The sequence below is a fragment of the Pseudomonas sp. R15(2017) genome, from assembly GCF_002112685.1.
GTDB lineage: Bacteria > Pseudomonadota > Gammaproteobacteria > Pseudomonadales > Pseudomonadaceae > Aquipseudomonas > Aquipseudomonas glycinae.
In genome coordinates this window covers 385977-411539 of the sequence record NZ_NEII01000002.1, presented here as the reverse complement: position 1 = coordinate 411539, position 25563 = coordinate 385977, and the positions used below count along the sequence as shown (strand labels likewise).

The 25563-nt window shown below is 60.6% G+C and carries 22 protein-coding genes; 7 read left to right on the top strand and 15 right to left on the bottom strand.

What is annotated here, in order from left to right:
- Window positions 1-109: 109 nt before the first annotated feature.
- Window positions 110-748 carry a paraquat-inducible protein A gene (locus CAF77_RS05380; protein WP_085654150.1) on the top strand — a complete coding sequence of 213 codons (639 nt, stop codon included), beginning with the start codon at window positions 110-112 and terminating at the stop codon, window positions 746-748.
- 19 nt (window positions 749-767) lie between these two features.
- Here the strand turns inward: CAF77_RS05380 and CAF77_RS05375 are convergent, their stop codons facing one another.
- The 9 genes from CAF77_RS05375 to CAF77_RS05335 all read right to left on the bottom strand — a co-directional run bounded on the left by CAF77_RS05375 (window position 768) and on the right by CAF77_RS05335 (window position 11385).
- Window positions 768-2027, bottom strand: a complete 1260-nt coding sequence (locus tag CAF77_RS05375; RefSeq protein WP_256576118.1) for an aminotransferase — start codon at window positions 2025-2027, stop codon at window positions 768-770.
- Window positions 2028-2236: 209 nt separating this feature from the next.
- Window positions 2237-3490 carry a diaminobutyrate--2-oxoglutarate transaminase gene (locus CAF77_RS05370; protein WP_085654149.1) on the bottom strand — a complete coding sequence of 418 codons (1254 nt, stop codon included), beginning with the start codon at window positions 3488-3490 and terminating at the stop codon, window positions 2237-2239.
- 90 nt (window positions 3491-3580) lie between these two features.
- Window positions 3581-4912 (bottom strand): APC family permease, encoded by a 1332-nt coding sequence (locus CAF77_RS05365; RefSeq protein WP_085654148.1) that lies wholly within the window; start codon window positions 4910-4912, stop codon window positions 3581-3583.
- An 11-nt stretch (window positions 4913-4923) separates the two neighbouring features.
- The gene (locus CAF77_RS05360; RefSeq protein ID WP_085654147.1) at window positions 4924-6081 is read right to left on the bottom strand and encodes an iron-containing alcohol dehydrogenase; all 1158 of its coding nucleotides are present in this window, start codon (window positions 6079-6081) and stop codon (window positions 4924-4926) included.
- A 149-nt stretch (window positions 6082-6230) separates the two neighbouring features.
- Window positions 6231-7889, bottom strand: coding sequence for an AMP-binding protein (locus tag CAF77_RS05355; protein WP_085654146.1), 1659 nt, complete (start codon window positions 7887-7889; stop codon window positions 6231-6233).
- A gap of 94 nt (window positions 7890-7983) precedes the next feature.
- Complete coding sequence (locus tag CAF77_RS05350) at window positions 7984-8751, bottom strand: SDR family NAD(P)-dependent oxidoreductase (RefSeq protein WP_085654145.1); 768 nt, start codon at window positions 8749-8751, stop codon at window positions 7984-7986.
- Window positions 8751-9923 (bottom strand): acyl-CoA dehydrogenase family protein, encoded by a 1173-nt coding sequence (locus CAF77_RS05345; protein WP_085654144.1) that lies wholly within the window; start codon window positions 9921-9923, stop codon window positions 8751-8753. The genes CAF77_RS05350 and CAF77_RS05345 overlap by 1 nt, the downstream gene beginning before the upstream one ends.
- A gap of 50 nt (window positions 9924-9973) precedes the next feature.
- Entirely contained in the window at window positions 9974-10330 is a 357-nt protein-coding gene (locus CAF77_RS05340; RefSeq protein WP_085654143.1) for a DUF6285 domain-containing protein, read from the bottom strand.
- Window positions 10327-11385: a phosphotransferase family protein gene (locus CAF77_RS05335; protein ID WP_085654142.1), complete on the bottom strand. Its 1059-nt coding sequence runs from the start codon at window positions 11383-11385 to the stop codon at window positions 10327-10329. The genes CAF77_RS05340 and CAF77_RS05335 overlap by 4 nt, the downstream gene beginning before the upstream one ends.
- A 203-nt stretch (window positions 11386-11588) precedes the next feature.
- Here CAF77_RS05335 and prpR point away from each other — a divergent pair, with 203 nt between their 5' ends.
- Together prpR and CAF77_RS05325 are read left to right on the top strand one after the other, a co-directional pair.
- Window positions 11589-13541, top strand: coding sequence for a propionate catabolism operon regulatory protein PrpR (gene prpR, locus CAF77_RS05330; RefSeq protein WP_085654141.1), 1953 nt, complete (start codon window positions 11589-11591; stop codon window positions 13539-13541).
- Window positions 13542-13658: 117 nt separating this feature from the next.
- On the top strand, window positions 13659-14228 hold the full coding sequence (locus CAF77_RS05325) for a TetR/AcrR family transcriptional regulator (RefSeq protein WP_085654140.1): 570 nt from the start codon (window positions 13659-13661) through the stop codon (window positions 14226-14228).
- An 84-nt stretch (window positions 14229-14312) separates the two neighbouring features.
- Here the strand turns inward: CAF77_RS05325 and CAF77_RS05320 are convergent, their stop codons facing one another.
- From CAF77_RS05320 to CAF77_RS05310, 3 genes are read right to left on the bottom strand one after another with little or no spacing between them, the layout of a single operon-like run.
- Entirely contained in the window at window positions 14313-15716 is a 1404-nt protein-coding gene (locus CAF77_RS05320) for an efflux transporter outer membrane subunit (protein WP_085654139.1), read from the bottom strand.
- Window positions 15717-15720: 4 nt separating this feature from the next.
- On the bottom strand, window positions 15721-18852 hold the full coding sequence (locus CAF77_RS05315; protein ID WP_085654138.1) for an efflux RND transporter permease subunit: 3132 nt from the start codon (window positions 18850-18852) through the stop codon (window positions 15721-15723).
- Window positions 18853-18879: 27 nt separating this feature from the next.
- Window positions 18880-20037 (bottom strand): MexC family multidrug efflux RND transporter periplasmic adaptor subunit, encoded by a 1158-nt coding sequence (locus tag CAF77_RS05310; RefSeq protein ID WP_085654137.1) that lies wholly within the window; start codon window positions 20035-20037, stop codon window positions 18880-18882.
- A gap of 118 nt (window positions 20038-20155) precedes the next feature.
- Here CAF77_RS05310 and CAF77_RS05305 point away from each other — a divergent pair, with 118 nt between their 5' ends.
- The gene (locus CAF77_RS05305; protein ID WP_085654136.1) at window positions 20156-20752 is read left to right on the top strand and encodes a TetR/AcrR family transcriptional regulator; all 597 of its coding nucleotides are present in this window, start codon (window positions 20156-20158) and stop codon (window positions 20750-20752) included.
- Window positions 20753-20968: 216 nt separating this feature from the next.
- On the opposite strand, the gene CAF77_RS05300 is transcribed toward CAF77_RS05305, so the two are convergent.
- Window positions 20969-21556, bottom strand: a complete 588-nt coding sequence (locus tag CAF77_RS05300) for an HD domain-containing protein (RefSeq protein ID WP_085654135.1) — start codon at window positions 21554-21556, stop codon at window positions 20969-20971.
- Window positions 21557-21662: 106 nt separating this feature from the next.
- The gene (locus tag CAF77_RS05295) at window positions 21663-22220 is read right to left on the bottom strand and encodes a helix-turn-helix transcriptional regulator (protein WP_085654134.1); all 558 of its coding nucleotides are present in this window, start codon (window positions 22218-22220) and stop codon (window positions 21663-21665) included.
- A gap of 291 nt (window positions 22221-22511) precedes the next feature.
- On the opposite strand from CAF77_RS05295, the gene CAF77_RS05290 reads away from it, so the two are divergent.
- Entirely contained in the window at window positions 22512-22982 is a 471-nt protein-coding gene (locus CAF77_RS05290; RefSeq protein ID WP_085654133.1) for a hypothetical protein, read from the top strand.
- Between the two features lie 270 nt (window positions 22983-23252).
- Window positions 23253-23645 carry an Imm41 family immunity protein gene (locus CAF77_RS05285; RefSeq protein ID WP_085654132.1) on the top strand — a complete coding sequence of 131 codons (393 nt, stop codon included), beginning with the start codon at window positions 23253-23255 and terminating at the stop codon, window positions 23643-23645.
- Window positions 23646-23725: 80 nt separating this feature from the next.
- Here the strand turns inward: CAF77_RS05285 and CAF77_RS05280 are convergent, their stop codons facing one another.
- Entirely contained in the window at window positions 23726-24037 is a 312-nt protein-coding gene (locus CAF77_RS05280) for a hypothetical protein (RefSeq protein WP_085654131.1), read from the bottom strand.
- A gap of 447 nt (window positions 24038-24484) precedes the next feature.
- On the opposite strand from CAF77_RS05280, the gene CAF77_RS05275 reads away from it, so the two are divergent.
- Entirely contained in the window at window positions 24485-25501 is a 1017-nt protein-coding gene (locus CAF77_RS05275; protein WP_139831559.1) for a fimbrial protein, read from the top strand.
- Window positions 25502-25563: the final 62 nt, after the last annotated feature.

Sequence of the window (25563 nt, the reverse complement as noted above, 5' to 3'; positions counted from 1 at the left end):
GCTTGATTGAAAACGGCGCGAATGCTACTTTTTAATCCATATTGAGTCAATTATGACTCATATGATTTATTATTACCTTGGCTTGCCTTTCCTGAGACCCTGCTCCCCGATGTCCGCCCTATCTGCTCGGCGCTTGCCGGACCTTCCTCTGGAAGCGTTACTCGCGTGTCATGAGTGCGACCTGCTCATGCGCCGCGACGCCCTCGCACCGGGTGAGAAATGCTGTTGCCCGCGCTGCGGCTTCGAACTGGCCGTGCATCGCCCCCACTGGCAGAGGCGATCTCTCGCGTTGGTACTGACTGCCCTGCTCCTCTACATCCCGGCCAATTTCCTGCCGATCATGTACCTGACCCTGCTCGGGCAGACCCGCAGCGAAACGGTCTGGGGCGGCGTGCTCGGACTGTTTGAAAGCGACATGCAGGGGGTCGCCGTGGTCGTGTTGCTGAGCAGCATGGCCATCCCGCTGCTCAAGCTGCTGTGCCAGTTGCTGGTGCTGTTGAGCGTGCGATTCAAGGTGGCGCGACGGGCCGGCCTGCAGCTGTACCGCAGTTATCACCACCTGCGCGAATGGGGCATGCTTGAGGTCTACCTGTTCGGGATCCTGGTCTCCATCGTCAAGCTGGTCGACATCGCCGACCTGAGCCTGGGCATCGGCCTGGCCTGCTTCGTCGCGCTGCTGCTGACCCAGATCTGGCTGGACCTGAGCATGCCGCCCCACCAGGTCTGGGAGGCGCTGTCCGACGACTAGCGCCGGGCAGCGCCCGCCGTCAGATCAGGCCTTGCAAACGAGCCCACTCCGTCGCGTCGTGCAGCGTTTTGCCGAATGCATCGAAGATGGCGTGAACGTCGTCTGCTGTGGTGATCAGCGGCGGGCAGAACGCGATCGTGTCGTAAATGGCACGCACGATCAGCCCGTGCTTGTGGGCCTGCCTGAAGACATAGCTGCCCAGGATCCCCGGTTGGCTGAACGGCTGCTTGCGCGCCTTGTCCGCCACCAGTTCGATCCCGCCCATCAGCCCCACGCCCCGGAAATCGCCCACCAGCAGGTGATCGGCGAAGGCTTGCAACTGCTCCTGGAAAGCGGGCGCCAAGCGCTGGACATGCCCCACCAGATCGCGCTCTTCGATGATGCGGATATTCTCCAGCGCTACAGCGGTGGCGACGGGATGGCCGCTGGCGGTCAAACCGTGCACGAATGAACCCAACCGCTCGCTCTGACGGATCAGCACGTCATGGAGGGCATCGGACATCAGCAGCGCCGCCAGCGGCTGGTAGGACGAGGTGAGCTGCTTGGACAGCACCATGATGTCGGGCTGAATCCCGTACAGCTCGCAACCGAACATCGCACCGAGCCTGCCGAAGCCGGTCACGATCTCGTCGATCACCAACAGGATGTCGTAGCGTTTGCATACCGCCTGGATCGCCGCCCAGTAACCCTTGGGTGGCGGCAGCACCCCACCTGCGGCGATCAATGGCTCGCCGATAAACGCGGCGATGGTTTCGGGACCTTCCGCCAGAATGTGTCGCTCCAGCTCTTGCGCCAGGCGCAATGAGAACCCCTCTTCCGACTCCCCCGGTTTGGCGAGACGATAATAATTCGGACAGGTCAGGTGGTGCACCGGAATCGCCGGCAGATCGAAATCGCGGTGGATCGACGGAATGCCGGTCAGGCTGGCCGACGCGACGGTGGTGCCGTGATAGGCCTGCTGGCGGGAAATGAACTTCTTCCTGGCGGGTTTGCCCCGTGCGTTGTTCACGTACCAGATCAACTTCACCACCGAGTCGTTGGCCTCGGAGCCGGAGTTGGTGAAGAACACATGGTTCAGATCGCCGGGCGCCAGTTCAGCCAGTTTTGCCGCGAGCGCCGCGGCTGGTGCATTCGTCTTGTGGCTGAAGGTGTGGTAGTACGGCAGCTGATTGAACTGCGCCATCGCGGCATCGGCCAGACGCTTTTCGCTGAAGCCCAAAGCCGCGCTCCACAGGCCCGACATGGCTTCAATGTAGGCGTTGCCCCCGTCATCGAACACCCGTATGCCCTCCCCCCCCCTGGCGATGACGAAAGGCCCCTCTCACCCTGCAGCTCCAGGTTGGTGTAGGGGTGGATCAGTGCGCATAGGTCGTCACGCACGGTTGGAGTCACACTGTTCATTCAATCGTTTTCCTGGTTCGACGGGTTGACGACAGCGCCCCACCGCAACGCCGGCCTCAACCTGCGCTGCCATGGAGCCTCACCGCTTTACTGGCCCAGTGCAGCAGCGACCGATTCAGTGAAAATCTTCAGGCCTTCAGCCAACTGATCGGTCGGTGTATTGATTGGCGGCATCAGCTTGATGATTTCCCCGTTCGGGCCGCAGCGGTCAGCCAGCAGGCCCGCCCGCAGGGCGCGTTGCTGGGCGTCTTTGGTCAGGGCGACGTTGCCGCGACCAAAGTCGATGCCGGCCACCATGCCTCGGCAGCGGGCACCGACGACGCCGCCGATTTCGGCGATGTCAGCCACGCCCCGCTCCATCAGCGCCATGTTCTCGGCCAGCAGCTTCAGGAACGCTTCTTCGTGCCAGTAACCGAGTGCGATCTGCGCCGTGAGGAACGCCAACTGGTTGCCGCGGAACGTGCCGATGTGATCGCCCGGCTGCCATACGTCCAGCGCCGAGCGGATCAGCACGATGGCCATCGGCAGGCCGAAGCCGCCAATGGATTTCGCACACGTCACCAGATCCGGCTGGATCCCGGAGCGCTCGAATCCGAAGAAGTCGCCGGTACGGCCACAGCCGGCCTGAACTTCGTCACAAATAAGGAACACGCCGTGATCCGAAGTCCACTGGCGCAGCCGTTGCAGCCAGAGATCCGAAGCGGCATAGACGCCCGCCTGAATCTGCACCGATTCCACGATGACCGCCGCAGGCAACTCCGTGCCGCTGGCTTGGTCGTCGGCGAGACGTTCGAGAAAACCGATGCTGTCGAACGCGCCGTACGGGCTGTCCTCGTAGGGCACGAAAATCACCTCGGAGGACAGCGCGGCGCCGCGTCGGGTGCGGTTTCCGGTGACGGCCAGAGCGCCGGCTGTCATCCCGTGATACGCCCCGTAAAAAGAAACGACCTTGCTGCGCCCGGTGGCCTTGCGCGCCAGTTTCAGGGCCGCCTCGACGGCGTCTGCACCGGTTGGGCCGGTGAACTGCACCTTGTAATCCCAGCCGCGCGGATCGAACAGGTCGCGCTTGATCGACTCCAGGAAGCGGCGCTTCATGCCGGTGTGCAGGTCCAGGGCGTGGGTCACGCCGTTGGCCGACAGGTAGTCGATCAAGGCATCGCGCATGCGCGGGTCGTTGTGGCCGTAATTGAGGGCGCCGGCCCCGGCGAAGAAGTCCAGGTAATCACGGCCATCTTCCGCGTGGATCTTGCTGCCCAGGGCGGTATCGAACACCACGGGCAGGTCGCGGCAATACATCCGCACGTTGGATTCGAGCTTTTCGAAGGTTTCAATATTGTTCATGCGTAGCCTCTTGCAGTGGGCCGAACGCCGCCGGTTAACGGCGGCTCCGGGGGATTCACAATCCCTTGTGTCAATGGAATAGAGGGAAACCTAGGCCAGGGCCTCCGGCACGGGGCTGCGGAAGAAACCGGTGCGGCACGCCAGGTAAACGACGCCGATGCCCAGCCAGGCGCAACCCAGGATCAGCGCATCCTTGTCCAGACTGATAAGCATCCAACCGGCGCTGATCACGCCGATGACCGGCAGGATCACGCCGCGCAGCAGTCCGGCGCCGTCCCGGTATACGGCATTGAAGGTGAGCCGCAACGCGCACAGGTTGACCGCCGTGAACGCGACAAAAGCGCCGAAATTCACCAGGGACGTGGCGGTGGCAATCGTCAGGGCGAAACCCACGGTGCCGAACGCCCCGGACAGCAGGATGTTGAACACTGGCGTGCGCAAGCGTGGGTGCAAGGTGCCGAAGAGCTTGCGCGGCAGCTGGTTGTCCCGGCCAAGGGCATACAACAGTCGGCCAACGCTCGCCTGAAACGACAGCCCCGCCGCGAAGTGCGCAATGATGATCCCCGCCAGCACTGCGGCGAAGAACACATCGCCGCCGATCATCCGGGCGATCTCGAACGCCGCGCCGTCCACGTTGGCGAACGCCATGGAGGGATGCGTCAGGTGCATGAAGTACGACGAACCCACATACAGCACCCCGCCAATCACCGCGACCAGCAGGATCGCCCGCGGAATCGTCCGGCGCGGATCCTTCGTCTCCTCGCTCAACGTGGACAGTGCGTCGAAGCCCAGGAACGAATAGGCGGCGATGGCCGCCCCGGCCATGGTCGTAGCGAACGGCACGTCTGCGTTGAAGAACGGCCTGCTCGACAGCAGCCCGCCAGGGCCGTTGGCTGCGACGATGTAGTGCCAGCACAGGCCGATGAAGACCGCGATGATCGCCATCTGCACGACCATCAGCATGATGTTGAACCGGTTGGCCACCTGGATGCCCAGCACGTTCAGCACCGTGCTGGAGACGATGAACCCGACGATCCACACCCACTGCGGCACATCCGGGAAGGCCATGTTGAGGTAGCTGGCCCCCAGCAGCCAGATCAGCATCGGAATGAAGAAATAGTCGAGCAACGCCGACCAGCCCACCATGAACCCGAGATTCGGGTTCAACATCTTGCGGGTGTACGTGTAGGCCGAACCGGCAGCCGGGAACACCTTGACCAACCGGCCATAGCTCAACGCCGTGACGATGACGCCCAGCGCCGCGATCGCATAAGACAAGGCCGTGGTGTTCTGGCTGGCCTGCGAAATCACCCCGTAGGTGCCGAACACGATCAGCGGCGCCAGGAACGCCAGACCGAAGAGCAGTACGGAAAACGGGCCCAAAGCGCGCTTCAACGAAGCATCGGAAGTTGATTGGCTCATGATCGGCGCCCTTAACCGGTGAAGGCGTGCGCGGCGACGATGATCCCGTGATACGTCTCCACGGTCATGGCCTTGGCATTACTGGGGTCCGAGAAGTTCTTCTTCGACTTGTCGGCGATGGTCAGGAAATCTTCTTCACGCACCCCGTTCACGTCGGCGAAGCGAGGGATGCCCAGCGCCTTGCTCAACTGGAACAGGTACTCGACCGCCGCTTGAGCGGCGCTGGCCGGCGCCAGGGTCGGATCGATGCCGAGTGCGTAGGCGACCTGGGCGTGGCGCAGAATGTCCGCATCGATGTTGTGACCGAACACAAACGGCAGGAAGATCGCGTTGCCCACCCCGTGCGGTGTGTCATACATGCCGCCGATGGCTTCGGAAATGCAGTGCACGCTGCCGACGTCGGCGTTGCCGAAGGCCATGCCGGCGATCAGGCTGGCCACCAGCATCTGTTCGCGTGCTTCGACATTGTCCGGTTCCTGTACGGCGGCCTTCAGGTGTTGGCTGATCAGACGAATGGCATGCAGCGCCAGGCCGTCACTGATCGGGTTCGACACCCGGCAGGTGAAGGCCTCGATGGCATGCGTCAGCGCATCCATGCCGGTCGCGGCGGCGATGGCCGGTGGCAATGTCGCGGTGATGTCCGAGTCGAGCAGCGCCAGTACCGGGCCGATCCGGTAATCCAGCAGGTTCATCTTAAAGTGGCGCGCGGTGTCGGTGATCACCGAGAAACAGGTCACCTCGCTGCCCGTGCCCGCGGTGGTCGGGATCGCCACGATCGGCAGCACCCCGTGCGTGAGTTTGAAGGAACCTTCGTAGTCCTCGATCCGCCCGTCGTGGGTCAGCAGCACGCTCAAGGCCTTGGCGGCGTCCATCGCGCTCCCGCCGCCGATGGCCAGCAGGCCGTCGATGCCTCGGCCCCGCAGTGCCTGCGCCGTGCGGTTGATGTCATCGCTGCGGGGGTTGGCCTTGACGTCCGAGATTTCCTCAAACGTTATGCCCGATGCTTCCAGACTGGCGTAGATGCCGGTCAACAGCCCGGCGGCCTTGACCCCGGCGTCCGTCACGATGAGGACGTGTGCAAGGCCCAGTTCACGCAGATGTTCGCCTGTACGCTCGCGCAGGCCAGGCTCCATGACGACTTTGGTGGGGAGTAGGAATTGGAATTTCATACGTACCTCTTGCCGGTCAGGCTCAGTTTTTGTCGTTGTTCAGGTTCTCGGCAGTAACATCTTTCGGGCTGTACGTCCTGCCCGGATCCCGGCGCGCTCAACGCCGGGTCACGTCCTGTGCAGATCTTGTTGTTATTCGATGGCAGCGATCAGGGTCCGGTGTTGGCGGTCTCCTGTTGTCGTGCCCACTCACGCAGCACGAATTTCTGAATCTTGCCGGTGGCGGTCTTGGGCAGCGCCGTCAAGGACACATGCCGCGGCGCCTTGAAGTGCGCCAGGCGCTCGCGGCACCAGCGGATCAGGTCGTCGCCGCTGATGTCGGCCTGCGCGTCGTTGCGCAAGGTGACAAAGGCATGCGGGGTTTCGCCCCAGCGCGGATCGGGCCGCGCCACCACGGCGGCCTCGATCACCGCCGGGTGCTGGTAGAGCACTTCTTCGATTTCCAGCGAGCTGATGTTTTCGCCGCCGGAAATGATGATGTCCTTGGCCCGGTCCTTGATTTCCACATAACCGTCCGGGTGCAGCACGGCCAGGTCTCCGGTGTGCAACCAGCCGTTGGCCAGGGCGTCGCGGGTGGCCTGCGGGTTGTCCAGGTAGCCCTTCATGACCGTGTTGCCACGCACCACCAGTTCGCCCAGGGTCGTGCCATCGGCAGGCACCGGGCGACCGCTGTCCATGGCCAGCACCGTGGCCTCTTCGAGCATCGGGTGGGCGACGCCCTGACGACTCATGAACCGAGCACGGGCCTCCGATGGCAGCTCGTCGACGCCCGGCTGCCACAAACAGAGGGTGCTGGGGCCGTAGCTTTCGGTCATGCCGTAGGCGTGTGTGATGCTGAAGCCGCGCGCCTCCATCGCTGCAATCACTGTACTGGGCGGCGCCGCCCCGCCGGTGATCACTGACACGCTCGCGGCCTTGTTCGAATGACCGCCCTGCCCGGCATGAGTCAGCATCGACATCACCACCGGGGCGGCGCTCAAGTGCGTCACCCCGTGCTCGGCGATGGCGGCATGGATCTCGTCGGCCTGCACCTTGCGCAGGCACACATGGGTGCCGCCGGACAGGGTCACCGCCCAGGTGTGGCTCCAGCCGTTGCAGTGGAACATCGGCAAGGTCCACAAGTAGACGCTGCGCGGGCCGAGCTGAAAAATCAGCGCCCCGGCGCAGGCATTGAGATAGGCGCCGCGGTGATGCAGAACCACGCCCTTGGGGTCGCCGGTGGTGCCCGAGGTGTAGTTGATGGCGATGGATTGCCATTCGTTCTGCGGCGCGGTCAACGGTCGGCCGGGATCACCCTGGGCCAGGAAACTTTCGTAATCCAGGTTGCAGTCCAGGTCCTGACCCGGTTCTTCAGCCTGGTCGTCGTCGATGCCCACCAACAGCGGCGGCGTATCGAGCAGATCCAGGGCCTGCCGGATCACCAGGCCAAACTCACGGTCGCAGAGCAGCACCCTCGCGGCACTGTGTCGCAGGATGAAAGCAATGCTGCGCGCCTCCAGGCGGATGTTGATGCACACCAGCACGGCACCGGCACCGGGCACGCCGTAGTGCGCCTCGAGCATTTCGGGCACGTTCGGCGCCAGGATGGCCACTCGGTCTCCCGGCTGTACACCGACGCGTTCCAGGGCGCTGGCCAGTGCGCGGCTGCGCTGGTGCAACTGGCCGTAGCTGTAACGCCGCTCACCGTAGATCACCGCATCGCGCTGCGGGTACACCTGCGCGGCGCGTTTGAGGAACGACAGCGGCGACAGCGGCACGTGGTTGGCTTCGTTGGGGGCCAGTCCGTGCTCGAAGGTCGAAGTCAGCATGAGCGCCCCTCCCTCAAGACATCGTCAAGGCATTGCACATCCATACACACCTCCTGTCCGTTGCTGGTTCCTGTTGTTCTTGCGTTCGGGCGCCTCACAGGCTGCTGCACAGATGCCCTGCGTCGACCACGATCTCAGCGCCGCTCATCGCCCGGCCCGCATCACTGGCAAGCAGCAGCAAGGCGCCGTCCAGATCCTGCGGTTGACTGAAGCGGCGACCGGGAATACGCAGGCGCAGCTTTTCGCCGGCCTCGCTGGTGAGAAAGTCTTCGTTCAGATCGGTCATCACATACCCCGGCGCCAAGGCGTTCACGCGGATCCCGTGGCGCGCCAGCTCAAGGGCCATGGCGCGGGTCAGGTGGGCCAGGCCGGCCTTAGCCGCCACATACGGCGCGATGGCGCCCGCCACCCGGCTGCCAAGAATCGAGGTGACATTGATCAGGCTGCCGCCCTGCCCGGCGGCGATCATCCGCCGGGCGCTTTCCTGGGCCACGGTCCAGGCGCCCTTGAGATTGGTGTCGAGCACGCAGTCCCAAGCCTGGTCGTCGCAGTCCAGCAAGGGCTGGCTGTCGCTGACCCCGGCGTTGTTGACCAGCACATCCAGCGGGCCGGCGGCATCGAGCACGCGGCAAACGTCATCGCGGCAGGTCACGTCGAGGGCAAAAGCTCTGGCCCGCCCGCCATCCTCCTCGATGGCCGCCACCAGCGTCTGCAACGGCGCAAGGCGCCTGGCCGTCACTACCACCTCAGCGCCGGCGGCGGCCAGGGTCATCGCGAAGTGACGGCCAAGGCCGCTGGAGGCACCTGTGACCAGGGCGCGACGCCCCTCCAGATCGAACAGTCGGGCAAGAGACGGCTGCATCACCGATCCACCAGACGTTGGTCGAGCAACTTCTTCGCCAGACTCATGCGGTGCACTTCGCTCGGGCCGTCGTAGATGCGAAACGGACGGATGTCGCGGAAGATCCGTTCCACCACAGTCTCCCCTGTAACCCCACGCCCGCCCAGGACCTGCACGCAACGGTCCACCACCCGCCACAACGCTTCGGCGCTGATCACCTTGGTCATGCTCGAATCGACGTTGCCGCGCCCGCCCTGATCCAGCACCCAGGCGCAGTGCCAGATCGCCAGGCGCACCACATGCAGATCCATCAGGTTGTCCGCGAGCATGAAGCCCACGCCTTGGTGCTCACCCAGTGGCTTGCCGAACGCATCGCGGATGCGGGCGTAGTCGCAAGCAATGTCATGGGCACGGCGAGCGGCCCCCAGCCAGCGCATGCAGTGGGTCAGACGCGCCGGCGCCAGACGCACCTGGGCGTAACGAAAACCTTTGCCGATTTCCCCCAGCACGTCGCTTGCCGGTATGCGCAGGTTGTCGAAACGCAACTGCCCGTGGCCGCCGGTGAAGCAACTGTCCAAAGAGTCCAGCTGACGTTCGTGGACAATCCCTTCGCGCTGCATGTCAGTCAGGAACATGGTCGCCGTACCGTCCTCCATGCGCGCCATGATGATGGCGAACCCGGCCCCCTCGGCCCCGGTGATCAGCCATTTGCGGCCATTGATCAAGTAATCGTCGCCGTCGCGGGTGGCGGTGGTGCGCAGCATTGAAGGATCGGAACCCGAACCCGGTGCCGGTTCGGTCATGGCGAAGCAGGAACGGACATGCCCCTGCACCAGAGGCCGCAGCCAACGGTCCTTCTGTGCATCGGTGGCCACCACGTCCATCAGATGGATGTTGCCTTCGTCCGGGGCATGGATGTTCAACGCCACCGGGCCCAGCGGCGAATAACCCGCCTCCTCGAACACGATTGCCTTGGCCGCATGGCTCAGACCCAGACCGCCCATCTCGGGGCTGGCATGGGGCGTCAGCAGACCGGCGGTCCGTGCGCGAGCCTGCAGCTCCACACGCAGCGCATCGCTCGGCCCGTGGGCGCCCTGGCGCGGATCGTTCTCGAACGGGATCACTTGCTCGGCGATGAATTCGCGGGTTTTGCGCTGCAGTTCAAGCAGCTCGCCCGGGAGGGTGAAATTCATGGTTATCCTTCTTTCTACTTGGCAGTCGGGAATGGATCGATGCGCAGCACTCACGGCACAGCTTTGGGGTTGCTGATCGCCAGTCGGGCGAGTGCCATCTGGCGCAGCGCCCGGGTCAACGAGCGCTGGTTTTGCGTTGAATCGTGACGGCCCTGGCGGATGTCGCGGGCCAGTTGTCGGCGCGCTTCATGCAACGGCGCCTGCGTGTCGCCGGTCAGGCTGCTCAGCAGAGCCAGCTCTTGACGGCGGGCATGGGCTTGCAGACAGCTTTCGCGAGAGGCGATGGCCATGGCATTGGCGATCATTCGTGCCGGGTAACGCAGCTCCCCCGGCAGCGCAGGCAGCAGCTGTTCCAGCAGGGTCTGCCTGGCGATTTCCAGCAGTTCATGGGCATTCGGCTGGCTCATGGCGCGTCTCCATCGGTCAGTTCCAGGATGTCGAGTTCGAGCTCCGGCAGCAGGCATGCGGTCAGCGCCAGTTCAAGGGAAGACTCGTCGCCGGACAGGTGGCGTTGACCTTGCTGCAAGGCGATCACGGCCCAGCGCAATGTCGCCATGACTTGCCAGTAATGCAGTTGGCTGGGTTCGATGCGCAGCGGCGACACCTCGTGATAGCCGCTCAGGAAATCGTCGAGCTTGCCAATACCACCCGCTTCCAGATCAGGCCGGCTGAAGCGCCAGCAACGGGCGGTGAACCAGCCAAGATCCTCGCAAGGGTCGCCCCAACCGGTGAACTCCCAGTCGAGCACCGCTTCAAGCCCCCGTTCGCTGGCCAGGTAATTGCCGGTACGGTAGTCGCGGTGCAGCAGGCAAAGGTCGTGGGTGTGCGGTGCATTGAGTTCACACCAACGCAGCCCCCACTCCAGTACCGGATAGGCCTCATTGAGGGTGTCGAGGTAACGGCGATAGGCGCTGATCGTGCTCAGGGCCGGCGACTCTTGCGGCACCGGCAGAAACGCCAGCGCCGGACACGGCGGTCGCAGCTGATGCAGATGAGCCAGGTTGGCGCCGAGTTGAGCGGCCAACCGCGTCTGGCCTTGGGGGCCAGCGTCGGCGCTGAGTAGGCGTCCTACTGCAACGCCCGGCACATGTTCCATCAGGAAAAACACCCGCCCATGAATGCTCGTGTCGCGGCATAGCCAGAGTGGCCGCGGCACTTTCACCCCGGCCTGATACACCGCTTGCAGCACCGCGAACTCTTGCTCACGGCCAAGGCTGGCCGGCAATGCCGAGAGCGCATCGCTGCGCAGCACCCAGCGCCGCGCACCGGCCCATGGACCGCCATCGATCTGTAATTCAAGCAGCCAGTTTTCCTGGATGGCGCCGCCGCTCAGGCGTTTATGGGCGCCGATGACCACTCGCGTGGCTTCCGCTTGCTGTCGGATGAACTCGACCAGAGGCCGAGCATCGGTCTTGGCTGTGGACGCATTATCAGCCTCAGTTCTGTTTTTGGAACTGCTCATGGATCGAAAGGCCCCGTTTGTACTTTTTAAAGTTGTTGGGTCACCTAGAGCAATGCTTGGGCCAACTTTGCCGCGATGGGCTGCAAGGCACGCCGATCGGGAGTTTGAGGTCAATGGAGATGCGGCATCGACTGAGTAAGCATTTCACAGATGAAAGGTTTTGATTCAGTATTGCGACATTTCAATTCTGAACAGGTCTCGCCATGCACTCCTCCGCCTCCAGGGTCGTCGTGCTGATCAGCCATTTGCAACGTCCTCGGCAACGCAGCCGCCTGGCCCAGGTGGTGGCAGGGCTTACCGGGGATTACCCCGACACCCGCATTGAAGTGCTCGACACTTCGGTGTCCGAAGCGCTGCAAACCGCGCGCGAGCTCGAACAGCGTGGTGAAGCCGACGTGTTCGTCTGCGCCGGTGCAACGGCCGCCTACCTGCGCAAACATTTGGCTCGACCGGTGTTGACAATGCACGTCGGTGGCGATGACCTGTTGCGTGCGCTGGGGCAGGCCCGCGAGCATTCACCGCAAGTGGCCTTGGTCAGCTACAACAGCATCAACCATGACTTGCAGGCCATGAATGCGCTGTTCACCGTGCAGGTTCACCAAGCCGCCTACACCACGCTGGAGCAAGCCCGCGAAGCGGTCGAGCATGCCGCCCGACTGGGCTGTCGCAGCATCATCGGCTCCTCGACAGTGGTGGAGCTGGCGCTGCAGGCCGGCCTGCACGGCGTGCTCTCGCTTAGCGAGGACACCGTACGTAAGGCCCTGGAAGAGGCTCTGGGCATCCTCGACAGCCAACGCATCGAGATCGCCAAACGCCGTCATTTGAACGCCGTGCTGCAGCACATCCCCACCGGCGTGGCGGCGGTAGACAACCATGGCGTCGTGCAATCGCTCAATCCGGCCCTTGCCCATTTGCTCGATCTACCGGCCGGCGAAGCGCTGGGCCGGCCCTTGCAGCAACTGTGTCCCGAACTGGACTTGCCGCAAGCATTACGGGATGGCAGCGGCGAGGAAAACCGGGTGATCAGGCTCGGTTCCCATGCCGTGGTCAGTAACCTGCTGCCCATCCTTGAGAGCGGTGAGCGCACTGGCCTCGTCCTGACCTGCCAGGACATCACTGCCGTGCAGCGCGCCGACCAACGCATCCGCTCCACACGCCGGCCAGGCGCATTCACGGCCCGCTATCGGCTTGAGCAACTGGCCGGCAACAGCCAGGTCAACCGCGACATGTTGCAATTGGCCAAGCGGTTCGCCGTTAGCCACTCGACGATCCTGATCACCGGCGAGAGCGGCACAGGCAAAGAACTGCTGGCCCAAGGCATCCACAACGAGAGCCCTCGGCGGCAGGGCCCGTTTGTCGGCATCAACTGCGCGGCGTTTCCGGAATCGCTGCTGGAAAGCGAACTGTTCGGCTACGAGGAAGGCGCGTTCAGTGGCTCACGCAAGGGCGGCAAGCCCGGCTTGTTCGAAACGGCGCACCGCGGCACGCTGTTTCTTGACGAGATCGGCGACATGCCGGTGTCGTTACAGACCCGCCTGCTGCGCGTGCTGCAAGAGCGCGAGGTGCTGCGCCTAGGCGGCACCGAGCCGATTTCCATCGACGTGCGGATCATCGCTGCCACCCACAGGAACCTACGCGCTGCAATGGATGACGGTGACTTTCGCAGCGACCTCTACTACCGGCTCAACATCCTGCGCTTGCAGACCACAGCGTTGCGCGACCGGCCCGAAGACATCGCCCTCATCTGCCAAGGTATCAGCCAGCGCCTGCTGGTACAGGGCCAGCCGCCGGGTGCCGCCGACATTCCGACCGCCCTGCTTCCGCACCTGATCCGTTATGCCTGGCCGGGCAATGTCCGGGAACTGGAGAACGTGATCGAACGGGCGATGCTCTCCGCTCGCGAGCTGCTGCACGGCGATGGCCTCGACGAGCATTACCTGGCCCGCGTGTTGCCGGAACTGTGCGAATGCCCAGCCCTGACGCCGGCTCCGAAAGCCTCTTCACGGGAATCGGATTTGCACATGATCGGCAAGACCGCGCAACTGCGGTATGTACAGGAGACGCTGGACAGTTGTCAGGGCAATCTCGATGAAGCGGCACGCCGCCTCGGCATCAGCCGGACCACATTGTGGCGACGGCTACGATCCGTGCAGTGAGAATTGAGAAAAAACTGTCTCAGATGAAATGCTTTGCTCGATTTCTGTTGTTTTCATTGCACCAATGAGCTTTTTCTGCACAATTCGAGGCACTGAAATTCGATCCGAGACCGAGTGATGTCCACCCTTACGCCCCAAGACGAACGACTCATCAAAGCGCTGGCCCTCGCCATCGTTGATCGCCCACGTGCGACGCTCAAGGAGCTGGCCGAATCCGCCGGCGTCAGCAAGGCTACGTTGCATCGCTTCTGCGGCACCCGTGACAACCTGGTGCTGATGATGGAAAGCCACGGCGAGACCGTTCTCAACCAGATCACCTCCACGACCAATCTGCTGGACGAAGAGCCTGCGCAGGCGCTGCGCAGTCTAGTCAATGCGCACCTGGCGCATCGTGAAATGCTGGTTTTCCTGCTTTTTCAGTATCGTCCCGACACGTTTTCGGACACTGATGAAGGCAACCGCTGGCATTTCTATCTCGATGCCCTTGATGCATTCTTTCTGCGCGGCCAGCAGTTGGGCACTTTCCGTATCGATATCACGGCGGCGGTCTTTACCGAGCTGTTCCTGACCATGATCTTCGCCATGGTTGATGCCGAACGCCGTGGGCGCGCCGCCAGTGCCAACTCGGCCAACGTCGTGGAACAGATGTTCCTGCATGGCGCTGCCAATCTCGCCCGTCCTCAATAACGTTCCACCAAGCAAAAAAAAGCCCCGCGACCTCTCGGTTCACGGGGCTGAATGGCTGGACGTGCCAACCCAAAGGAGCTGTTGTCAGGACTTGTCCGGCGACCAGCCTCCTCCCAGCGAGCGGAACAGATCGACCAGGGCAATTTGCCGCTGAGTGCTGACCTCGATAAATGCCGTTTCATTGACGAAACTGGTGCGCTGGGCATCGAGGTAACGCAGGTGACTGTCGATGCCAGCTTCATAACGTGCCTTGGCCAGTTTTAGGGTTTCGCTGCTGGTGTTGGCCAATGCGCGTCGGGCTGCTTCTTCCCGGCGCAGGGTGTCGGTGGCGGCCAGTGCATCCGCGACCTCGCGAAACGCCGTCTGAATCGTGCCCTCATAAGCCGCCACCGCCGAGTCCTTGCGCGCTTCCGCCAGGCTCAGGCCGGCACTGTTGCGCCCGGCATCGAACAACGGCAGCGACAGGTTCGGCACAAAACTCCAGGACCGCGAGCCGCCGTCGAACAAACCGGACATTTGCGCGCTGGACGTGCCGAAGCTGCCGGTCAGGCTGATACGCGGAAAGAACGCCGCCCGAGCAGCGCCGATGTCGGCATTGCGCGCCTGCAATCGGTGCTCGGCGGCGAGGATGTCCGGTCGGCGCTCGATCAAGGTGGAGGTGGTGTCGGGCGCAATGTCCTGAACCAGCATCGGCTCCGTCGACAGCCGTTCAGGAATCGACTTCGCTGCATCCTTGGTACCGAGTAACAGCACCAGCGCGTTGAAGGCCTGCTGTTTCTGCCGCAGATTGCTTTCCTGTTCGGCGCGGGATTGCTCGACCAGCCCCAGCGCTTCCTGATAGTCCAGCGCTGTAGCCGTACCGTTCGAGCGGCGCTGACTGATCAGCGCGAAGGAATATTCGCGGCTGATCAGGGTTTGTTGCGTCAGATCCAGACGACGCTGGGCGCCATCGTGAATCAGATAAGCCTGGCTGACTTCGGCGATCAGGGCGATTTGCGCGGCGCGGGCCGCCTCTTCGGTGGCCAGATACTCCTGCAACGCAGAGTCAGTGAGGCTCTTCACCCGGCCAAACAGATCCAGCTCGTACTCCGGCAGCGACACGCCGACCTGATAACTGCTGGCAACCCCCGCCAGGCCATTGCTGGCCAGATCCGCCGGCAGGCGCTGACGATTACCGGAAGCGTTGGCATTCAAGCCCGGAACCCGGTCGGCCCGCTGGATGCGGTACTGCGCCCGGGCTTGCTCGATGTCCAGAAGTGTCTGGCGCAATGAACGGTTGTTGTCCAGCGCGATTACCACCAGGCGGCGCAGTTCGGGATCGACGATAAACGTCTGCCACGCCAGTTGATTGATCGGACTGCCCTGCTTCGTCGCCTCTCCCGCCCAATGTTCCGCAACCGGCGCAACTGGACGTTCATAAGTCGGTGCCAGCGAGCAACCGCCCAACAGCATGGCGATCACCAGCGTAGAGAATGCTGAAATACGCATGGAATCACTCCTGAGCCAAAGCGGGTTGTTCGACAGGCGCGGGTTTGCTGCGCAACCGCGACAGCACCCAGACAAAACAGATCGGTACGAACAGCACGCCCAGCAATGTCGCGCTGAGCATCCCGCCGATCACACCGGTACCGATGGCACGCTGACTCGCCGCCCCTGCCCCGGTGGCCAGTGCCAGCGGCACTACACCGAGAATGAACGCCATGGAGGTCATGACGATCGGACGGAATCGCAGGCGTGCGGCCTCGATGGCGGCGTCACGCAGGCTGTAGCCCTTCTCCCACAGCTCCTTGGCGAATTCGACGATAAGGATCGCGTTCTTCGCCGCCAGACCGATGATGGTGATCAGACCGACCTTGAAGTACACGTCGTTGGGCATGCCGGCGACCATCACCGCGAGTACCGCACCGATGGCACCAATTGGCACGATCAGCATCACCGTCAACGGAATTGCCCAGCTTTCATACAGCGCGACCAGCAACAGGAACACCACGAGAATCGCCAGTGCGAACAGTTGCGTCGCTTGACCACTGGAAACCTTTTCCTGATACGACAGCCCCGTCCACTCGTAACTGAAACCTGCCGGCAATTGCGCGGCGATTCGCTCCATTTCCGCCATGGCTTCACCGGTGCTGTAGCCCGGCCCGGCGTCACCGACAATGCGGATCGACGGATAACCGTTGTAGCGCACCAGTTGCACGGGGCCTTCTTCCCAGTGCGTGGTGACGAAGGCGCTCAGCGGCACCAGATTGCCGGCGCTGTTGTGCACGTACAGTTTGAGCACACTTTCTGGGGTCATCCGGTCGCCCTGCTCGGCCTGCACCACTACACGTTGCTGACGACCAGAGTTGGTGAAGTCGTTGATCACTTCGGAGCCGAATGCGGCGGACAACGCACTGCTGATCGACTCGAAACTCACGCCCAGGGTGCGGGCCTTGTCACGGTCGATCACTACGCGCAATTGCGGCGACTCGGCCAGGCCTTCCATCATGGCGTAGAGGATTTTCGGGTTGCCGTGGGCCTGACCGAGCACCTGGTCACGGGCGGCGAGCAAGGCTTCGCGGCCGAGGCCAGCGCGATCCTGCAGACGCAGTGCAAAACCGCCGGAGTTACCCAAGCCATCAATCGGTGGCGGTGGCACCGCCATCACGGCGCCGTCGTTGGTCACGGCAAATTGTTCGTTCAGCGCCATGACCTCGGCCATCGCCGATTGATCTTCGCCACGCAGCGACCAGTCCTTGAACACCGGGAATGCAAGCGCCGCGTTATCGCCCATCCCGGAGAAGCTGAAGCCCGAAACCAGGAAAATCGACTGCACCGCGTCACGGGAGGCGAGGTAGCGCTCAAGCTGTTCGCCGCTCGCTTCGGTACGGGTACGGGTTGCGCCCGGCGGCAACTGGACGTCAACGATCATGTAGCCCTGGTCTTCCACCGGCACGAACGACTCCGGCAAACGCAGGTAGAAGTAACCGAGCATCGCGATAATGCCCACGTACACCAGCATCATCCGCCCGGCACGGGCGACCAGTCCATTGTTGAGGATCGAGTAACGCTCGGTGAGCCGCGCGAAGCCACGGTTGAAGGCGCCAAAGAAGCCGCGCTTTTCATGGTGCCCTTGAGGAATCGGCTTGAGTAGCGTGGCACACAGCGCCGGCGTGAATGTCAGCGCGAGGAAACCCGAGAACAGGATCGACACCGCCAGCGACACCGAGAACTGCTGGTAAATCACACCCACCGAACCGGACATGAACGCCAACGGCATGAACACCGCCGACAGCACCAGGGTGATACCGATGATCGCACCGGATACCTGGCCCATGGCCTTGATCGTGGCGTCGACCGGCGACAGGCCCTCTTCGGCCATGATTCGCTCGACGTTCTCCACCACCACGATGGCGTCGTCCACCAGAATGCCGATGGCGAGGACCATGCCGAACATGGTCATCATGTTCACCGAGAATCCCAGCAGGTACATCATTACCAGCGTACCGAGCAGGCACACCGGCACCACAATCGATGGAATCAGCGTGTAACGGATGTTCTGCAGGAACAGGAACATCACCAGGAATACCAGCACCATCGCCTCGATCAAGGTGTGAATCACCTTCTCGATGGCGACGTCGACGAAACGCGAAGTGTCGTAGGGAACGGAGTATTCAACGTCGTCCGGGAAGTATGCCGACAGCTCGGCCAGGCGTTCCTTGACGGCGGTCGCGGTCTGGATCGCGTTGGCACCGGGGGACAACTGGATCGCTGCCGCCACGGCCCGTTTGCCGTTCAGGCGCGAGTTGAAGTTGTAGCTTTCCTGGCCGATTTCCACGCGGGCGACGTCGCCCAGCTTGACCGTCGAGCCGTCCTCGTTGGCACGCAGGACGATGCGGGCAAATTCTTGCGGATTATCCAGCGTGCCTTTCACCGCCAGGGTCGCGGTCAGCTCCTGCTGGCTGCTGCTCGGCGTGCTGCCGAAGCTGCCGGCCGGCACCTGCACGTTCTGCCCGCGAATCGCGGTGCTCACATCGTCGATGGAGAGCCCGTAACCCACCAGTTTCTGCGGATCGATCCAGACCCGCATGGCGGCTTCGGAAGAGAAAAATTGCAACTTGCCCACACCCGGCAGCCGGCGCAGTTCGTTGTTGATGTTGCGCGCGGCGTAGTCGCCCAGCGCTGTCGTGTCGGTATGCCGGGAGCCTTCCTTATAGTTGAGCGCGTAGATCAGCAGGAAACCAGCGCTGGTCTGCTCCACCTCCAAACCTTGGGTAAGCACGGCCTGGGGCATGCGTGCTTCGGCCTTTTTCAGGCGGTTTTGCACATCGACCTGAGCGAGCTGCGGATCAGTCCCCGGCTGGAACGTCACCGCAATTTCGGCAATGCCATTAGAGTTGTTGGTCGACTCGAAATACAACAGGTTCTTGGCACCGTTCAGCGACTCTTCGATCACGCTGGTGACCGAGTCCACCAGCACTTTCGCCGAGGCACCAGGATAAGTCGCCGTCACCTTGATCTGCGGCGGCGCAACGTTGGGATACTGCGCCACCGGCAGCATCGGGATGACCAGCAGGCCGGCCAGAGAGATGAACAACGCCACCACCCAGGCGAAGTTCGGGCGTTTGATGAAAAACAGAGACATCAGGAAATCCTCGCGGCGACGGCGCCCTTACTGTTGCGGTTCAGGCGACTGAGCCCGGGTCTGTGACTGACCAGGCACGACCTTGGCTCCGGGTTGCAAACCGGCAAGACCTCCAACAATTACTTGATCGCCCGCCTTCAACCCTTCGCTGATCTGCCAGCGCGAACCCTGCATGGCGCCGGTGACCACACTGCGCGCTTCGACCCGCTCGTCTGCACCGACCACCATCACCTGGGCAGAACCATCGCTGCCCCGTTGCACCGAACGTTGCGGCACGAGAATGGCCTGGCTGTCGGTGCCCTGTGGCGTACGCACCCGGACATACATGCCCGGCAACAGCACGCCGTCGGTATTGGCGAATTTGCCGCGCAACGACACGTGCCCGGTACCGCGATCCACCGCGACATCGGTAAACATCAGCGAACCCTGACGCTCGTAGTTGGTACCGTCGACGCGAATCGACAGTGCCTTGTTGTCGTCAGCAGAGAGTTTCCCGTCCTTCAGCGATTCGCGCAGGCGCAGCGCGTCGGCAGCCGATTGGGTGAAGTCGACATACACCGGATCCAGTTGCTGAATCCGCGCCATCAACGTCGCGTCCCCCTGCCCGACCAACGCCCCTTCGGTGACCAACGCACGGCCGACACGGCCGGAAATCGGCGCCGTCACCGAGGCATACCCTAGGTTCAGCCGGGCACTTTGCAGATCGGCCTGGGCCGAACGCGTAGCTGCCTGAGCGCTGCGTAGATCCGCCATGGCGCTGTCGAAATCCTGTTGGCTGACCGCTTCGATCTTCACCAGCGGTTCATAGCGCTTGACCCGGGCCTGAGCTTCAAGTGCAACGGACTGGGCGCGGGCCAGTTCACCTTCGGCCCGTGACAACGCTGCGTTGAGCGGTGCCGGATCGATCTGGAACAACAGATCCCCGGCTTTCACATCCGCGCCCTCTTCAAAACGCTTCTGCATCACGATGCCCGGCACCCGGGCGCGCACTTCCGCGACGCGCATAGGTTCTACCCTGCCCGGTAGCTCTGATGTCAGTGCCAAAGGCTCGGTCTTCACCGCCACCACTTCTACCGGGCGTGCCACTTCCGCCACCGCCGCTTGTTCACTTGCCGGCCCACACCCGGCCAACGCAATGGCGACTGCCAGCGAACCCGCCATTCCTACCGCACGCAAACTGCCCATAACTCACCCAAGGCTTGATCGAATTTAGCGCGAATGCTACGTTTCATTGCATTATGAGTCAATAATGTCTCATGTGAGTATTTTGTGAATCTTGTATGACTGTCGCCAAGGTCCCGTGATGAACTCGATTTCCCATGATGAACAGCTGCTCAAGTCGCTGACCCTGGCCGTGGCCAACCGGCCGCGGGCGACGATGAAGGAACTGGCGCAACAGGCAGGCGTGAGCAAGGCCACCCTGCACCGCTACTGCGGAACTAGGGAAAACCTGACGGCCAAATTGGAGGAGCACGCCGAGGGCACGCTGAAGCTGATCATCGACAACGCCGGCCTACAGCACCTGGAACCGCTGGAAGCGCTGCGGCGATTGATCCGGGAACACCTCGCCCACCGCGAGCTGCTAGCCTTTCTGATGGCGCAATACCGACCTGACTTCCTCGACCTGGAACAGGGTGGCATGCGCTGGCTGTTTTATCTGGAGGCGCTGGACGGGTTCTTTTTGCGAGGCCAGCAGGCGGGGCTGTTTCGCATCGACATCACCGCGGCGATTTTCACCGAGCTGTTCATATCGCTGGTCTACGGGCTAGTGGATGCCGAACTGCGCGGGCGTGCGGCCCATGCGGATTCGGCACGGGTTGTTGAACGGATGTTTTTGAATGGGGGGTTGGCTGGCGAAGAGTGCTCTAAGCAATTCTCTGCAGGTGGAAAAACACTTTAGTGTTCTGAGGTATGTGGCGATCGACGGCCGTTTTTGGCCAAAAGCGGACGTTTGGCGTAGAGGAAAAAAACTATCCCCTTCATCCCTCTTGAGCATCGACCGGAATGACATTGGCACCTTTGTTAGCAAAGCGATATGACGAGCACGCTTGCCTGCAGCCTTTTTCATCTCAGCCTCTGTTTTGCCGACCATGCGCTGCTTCGACGAAAAGATATGTTATGGGCTGGTCAACTTCGGATTGGCAAGCATGTTCTCCTTGGTGTCTTGGTCAATGATATTGCGCAACGCTTCGAATAGTGGCGCGGTATTCGTATATTCTTTGCCATAAGCAAGATTGAATTCGTAATCGAAGTCCGGTGGATTCATGCCTTGGTTGTGCTGAAGCATTGTCTCCAGTTTGTCCAGAGCCTTGACGGCTTTCGCTTCTGGAGATGACGCGTTTTCGTAATCATCCCAGAGTGCCAGTATCTCGGATCTTAGCGATTCATCCAACGGTTTGGTCAAGAGTAATAGGTCGCTTCTTTCTTGATCGCTTTTATTGGGAAATGAGTCTTTATCAACGGCGGGAATGTCTCCACTGATGGCTTCTCCCAAGTCGTGAATGACACACATCTTGAGCATTTTCAGCCTATCAAGATTGGTCAAGTAATCCCCAAAGACCAAGGCCATCAAGCAAAGGCGCCAGCTATGCTCCGCCGTACTTTCTTTGCGCCCAGAAGAAGTGTGAGCGCTTCTGAGTACGTCTTTGAGCTTCTCCGCTTCACGGAGAAATTCGAGACGTCCTTTAATTTTTCCGATGTCCATGAATATCTCTGGCTCTGTCGCCGAGCAAGGTGTTGCTCAGCCATTCACATCAGACTAGATCTCGAGAGCAGCAGCGTCCACGCATAAAATATTCCGGACGACGCTGTCAAAGCGACTCAACCAGACGCGCTGCTGTTCCGTCGGAAAGAGAGATACGTGTCCAGCGACACAGACTTTGGCAGATCGGCACGATAAGCGAATCATTATTGCCCGTAAGAAACTCCAGCGCCGGAGGGGCAAAGCCCTCGCGCCAACCCAGTTTATCCAAGTCTGATTCTTTGGTCAGAATACTGGGCGTAGCGAAGCGCCATAGTGATTGTCCCAGCAGCTCGCTGACAGGCCTCGCGAACTGGGATTCTCGTGCAGATGAGCAAGCAAATAGACGGTGCGTCAGATCACAAATGAGATGAACTGGGCGTTTGCTTTCACGAACCATTCGGGCCAGCGCCTGATCCGCATCTGAAGTGAGGCGCGCGGCTAACAACTGCTCAAGCTTCTGTTGTGAGAGGGGGTCCAACTCCAGTACGCCATTTTCCCAACGTGAAATCGTCGATTGAGTGACGCGAAACAACTCCGCTGCGCAGGACTGTTTGACCCGGTGCAACTGGCGCCATCGCCTCAGCATGAGGCCAGGCAAGACTGGCTTTGGCAGCATTTCAGACATTTTGTATCAGAGAAAAACGGAAGGATTTCCAGTCTGAGCCATGCGACACCTGTCTGCAAATAAGTCAGATCAAATACAAAATTGGCGCTGTGTGCGCGAGCTGCGGATACTCCCCCGCAGAATGAATGAGTCTCGCCAATAGCAATCTGTCAGAGTGACCGTCTATGACCCGTAGCTGTCACCTGAAAAGTTCGCTTCCGGCCAGAAGCGGTCTTTGGGAACGACGCTTTAACATGTTGAAATCGCACCAGGTTAATGATTAGGTTGTTCATTTTCAGGAAGCATTTGTGAATGCCTGTTTTTGAGATTTTGCCGCTGGAAGCAATCGGCCCCGCACGGCTTGGCGCTTCACGTACCGCAGCAAGGGAAGCAATGTCTGTGAGTGGATTCCAGCTGGAGTGCTCCAATGGCCGCGTCGATTATTTCTGCGAATCTTCAATCCAGCTTGAGTACGGCCCTAGCGATGAAGTCCAGTTCATAGGCGTTTCCTGGAGCTCTCAACTCAACTTCACGTTTAAAGGGGTTGATGTTTTTGCTATCTCTGCGGCTGAGTTGTTCTCACTGATGGCTGCCTCGGACGATTCTGGCCCCCATGAGTTCGACCGTTACGAGTACTGCTTTCCGAACCAAATACTCACGCTTTGGGATGCTGATGAACAATATGACCGTCAACGCGGAGAAGAACGTGAGGTGTGGGGCCAAGTCGGGATCGGCAATGATGCGTATGTGGCAGCCATCGAAGCTATTGAGAAAAAGCTGTAACTGGCTCGCAGGAGTGGCGTATTGAAACGCTGCGATGGTGATAATCACTTTGGGCGACCGGTAGCTATGAGTCGATAGAAGCCTGTTATGACCGGCAGAGTTGGGTCGGTGGTTGCCCTTCTTGACAGGCGGGTTTCGGCCAAAAGCTATCGCTGAGAACGCTTCTTTAGTGCCAGAAAATAGTAGAAGGTAGTGTAGGCTATTCGCTGTTAGAGAGCACTCTCGCTGCCCTGCGAAGCTGCCAAGACATATGAGAAGGGACTTACCTCGATGGATGCTCATTCTGTAATCGCTAGAAATTCTTCTGACTGCGAGGAATACGACGACTATTCGTTTATAGGGCGATTGCACGAAGAATCAATCTGGGCTCACGATGACTACTGGATGCTGGAGTGGGCGCTATATCAACTCGCAATGGGCAAAAGCCCCTCCCAAGAGCTCTCTAGGCGGATTTTCCGCATATTCAGTTACACCTTTCTGTTATTCGGCTGCCACTTAGATCGTCGAGACAGTTTCAAGATTGAAAACCTCAAAAGGAAGGAGGTTTACGATCTTCGTGAAAGAATGCAGCTGGTTTTCGAAGGTTTTTTCGCTGGTAGAATGCCGGCAACCAGCATTTTTTCCGACCCCAATCCTCTGCTCGTCTCCAACCATCAAAGTTGACTGTTTCGGTTCGGTTTCAGCCGGTCGCGAAAGGCTGAAATCGGCCAGAAGCTGCCTCCTAGAAAGCTAACGCTGAGTGGTCACTCGTCAAACAAGGTCCAGCCATGGCAAATGCCGGCAAAGTCTTTAGCCGTAAAAAATAATGTCAGTTCCTTTGGGTCAAATTCTTTGTAAAGCCAATGCCCAGAAATCGGTCCTCTCGTTATCACGTATTCCAAGCGGTATTTTTGAACAGGCCCAAAACTGAAGGAGCGCGAATTCAACTCAAACCTGTCACCTCTGTTGAACGCCCATAGCTTTTCAACAAGGCAGTCATCAAGCACCACCTCTCCCGCTACCTCAACGAGATACTTTGAATGAAGTTTCTGTTGAAGCCTAACGCTTCTGGCCATACATCAACCTACCTATGAGCAGTCCGAGCATCGGCGCAATAATACTGGAACATGATGGTGGCCGCTTTGGGTTGAGAAAAGTTAGCCTTGGGCGTCCGCTTTTGGCCGAAAGCGCCCGCCCATGAACGGCTGCTTCTGGACGAATGAGGTCGATTTGAGCTCCGGGTTAGGTGCGACCTCCTTACGCAGGGCGCAAGCGGAAAAGTATGGCTGCCGTTCACCAAAATAATCCCAATAAATAAAATACAAAAAACAAAAGCAGGATATCTGACCAGCACACAAATGAGAGTAAATTCACAAGTTCTTCAACACTGACATGATCGCCACTAAGGGCAGAATAATTGGAAAATCTTTTGCGTGCAGACTTGTTTAGGAATGTTCTGATGGCTTTCATAAAAGCGGGCCGGGTAATTTATTCGAAACTTAAATTTAGCGACCTATTAGCTCATGAAATCAGATGCCCGCCTGCCGATATTCCTTTTTTTGCTATCCGCCACCTTCTCGACGACATCAGGCGCAGCCAGTTGTACGACCTCGACCCTTGAAACGATGCTTAGCATTCCCGACATGACGGTGCGGCACGACACACCGATTGGCGCCGAAATCGGCACAACTGTTGTGACCGGACCTATCAACACCTTCAATTGCACCAGCGGTTTCACCCACCAAGGGTTCTATGTGAAAGGCTTCGGACTGGCGTCTTCGCAAATCAACGGCCTGAACATCTACAAGCTTGGCGGCACGGACTCCGGCATCGGTTATGCGGTGTACGGCGAGCCCATCGACACCTGCAAGGGGTTCAAGCCGGTGACGGGCACAAGCGATATCGGCGGTGTGGATGTGCAGCGTCTGTGCCAGGCGCTCAATGGGACGTTTCCGACTCAGCCCATGCAGGCCGTTTTGAAACTGGTGTTCTATAAAATCGGCACAATCGAGCCAGGCAAAATGGCGTCTCAAATCGTAGGTGGCTTCGCCTTGATCAATAACCACACCACTTGGGTCACTCCGGAGTCACGTGTGCGGTCTTCCGCCTTCACCGTCAGCACGCTCGGCTGTTTCGTCGACAAGACCGACATCAGCGTGCCGCTGGGAGAGGTCGGCATGAAGCAACTGGCGAGCGCGGGCACGACAGCGGCAGAACAAGCGTTTTCAATACCCCTGAGCTGCGACGTCGGCACCAAAGTGAAATTGACCCTCAGTGCCGACAGTGCGGGCGTTTATGACAACACCAAGGGTTTGCTCAACCTCGCCAACGCCACCTCCGCCGAGACTGCCCAAGGGGTGAAGGTCCAGATTCTGTCCAATGAAACGCCCGTCACCTACGACAAGGCGCTGGATATCGGTACGCAAACCGCCACCGGCGCATTCACCATCGCGCTCAAGGCTCGTTATTACCGCAGTGCCGAGACGTTGAAATCGGGAACGGCCAACAGCAGCGTGACCTATACGATTACTTACGAATGACAGGCGGGTCACCCGACTCGCCAGTTTAAGAATCGTCTGATGTGCCCCTCTACGCTGCCCCG

Excerpts from the sequence above, each read along its gene's own strand:
- CAF77_RS05350 (WP_085654145.1), bottom strand. The coding sequence starts at position 8,751 with ATGCAGCCGTCTCTTGCCCGACTGTTCGATCTGGAGGGGCGTCGCGCC.
- CAF77_RS05340 (WP_085654143.1), bottom strand. The coding sequence starts at position 10,330 with ATGAGCCAGCCGAATGCCCATGAACTGCTGGAAATCGCCAGGCAGACC.
- CAF77_RS05310 (WP_085654137.1), bottom strand. The coding sequence starts at position 20,037 with ATGGGCAGTTTGCGTGCGGTAGGAATGGCGGGTTCGCTGGCAGTCGCC.
- CAF77_RS05355 (WP_085654146.1), bottom strand. The coding sequence starts at position 7,889 with ATGCTGACTTCGACCTTCGAGCACGGACTGGCCCCCAACGAAGCCAAC.
- prpR (WP_085654141.1), top strand. The coding sequence starts at position 11,589 with ATGCACTCCTCCGCCTCCAGGGTCGTCGTGCTGATCAGCCATTTGCAA.
- CAF77_RS05365 (WP_085654148.1), bottom strand. The coding sequence starts at position 4,912 with ATGAGCCAATCAACTTCCGATGCTTCGTTGAAGCGCGCTTTGGGCCCG.
- CAF77_RS05305 (WP_085654136.1), top strand. The coding sequence starts at position 20,156 with ATGAACTCGATTTCCCATGATGAACAGCTGCTCAAGTCGCTGACCCTG.
- CAF77_RS05280 (WP_085654131.1), bottom strand. The coding sequence starts at position 24,037 with ATGGCCAGAAGCGTTAGGCTTCAACAGAAACTTCATTCAAAGTATCTC.
- CAF77_RS05380 (WP_085654150.1), top strand. The coding sequence starts at position 110 with ATGTCCGCCCTATCTGCTCGGCGCTTGCCGGACCTTCCTCTGGAAGCG.
- CAF77_RS05360 (WP_085654147.1), bottom strand. The coding sequence starts at position 6,081 with ATGAAATTCCAATTCCTACTCCCCACCAAAGTCGTCATGGAGCCTGGC.
- CAF77_RS05335 (WP_085654142.1), bottom strand. The coding sequence starts at position 11,385 with ATGAGCAGTTCCAAAAACAGAACTGAGGCTGATAATGCGTCCACAGCC.
- CAF77_RS05285 (WP_085654132.1), top strand. The coding sequence starts at position 23,253 with ATGGATGCTCATTCTGTAATCGCTAGAAATTCTTCTGACTGCGAGGAA.
- CAF77_RS05325 (WP_085654140.1), top strand. The coding sequence starts at position 13,659 with ATGTCCACCCTTACGCCCCAAGACGAACGACTCATCAAAGCGCTGGCC.
- CAF77_RS05345 (WP_085654144.1), bottom strand. The coding sequence starts at position 9,923 with ATGAATTTCACCCTCCCGGGCGAGCTGCTTGAACTGCAGCGCAAAACC.
- CAF77_RS05295 (WP_085654134.1), bottom strand. The coding sequence starts at position 22,220 with ATGTCTGAAATGCTGCCAAAGCCAGTCTTGCCTGGCCTCATGCTGAGG.
- CAF77_RS05320 (WP_085654139.1), bottom strand. The coding sequence starts at position 15,716 with ATGCGTATTTCAGCATTCTCTACGCTGGTGATCGCCATGCTGTTGGGC.
- CAF77_RS05290 (WP_085654133.1), top strand. The coding sequence starts at position 22,512 with ATGCCTGTTTTTGAGATTTTGCCGCTGGAAGCAATCGGCCCCGCACGG.
- CAF77_RS05300 (WP_085654135.1), bottom strand. The coding sequence starts at position 21,556 with ATGGACATCGGAAAAATTAAAGGACGTCTCGAATTTCTCCGTGAAGCG.
- CAF77_RS05370 (WP_085654149.1), bottom strand. The coding sequence starts at position 3,490 with ATGAACAATATTGAAACCTTCGAAAAGCTCGAATCCAACGTGCGGATG.
- CAF77_RS05315 (WP_085654138.1), bottom strand. The coding sequence starts at position 18,852 with ATGTCTCTGTTTTTCATCAAACGCCCGAACTTCGCCTGGGTGGTGGCG.
- CAF77_RS05275 (WP_139831559.1), top strand. The coding sequence starts at position 24,485 with ATGAAATCAGATGCCCGCCTGCCGATATTCCTTTTTTTGCTATCCGCC.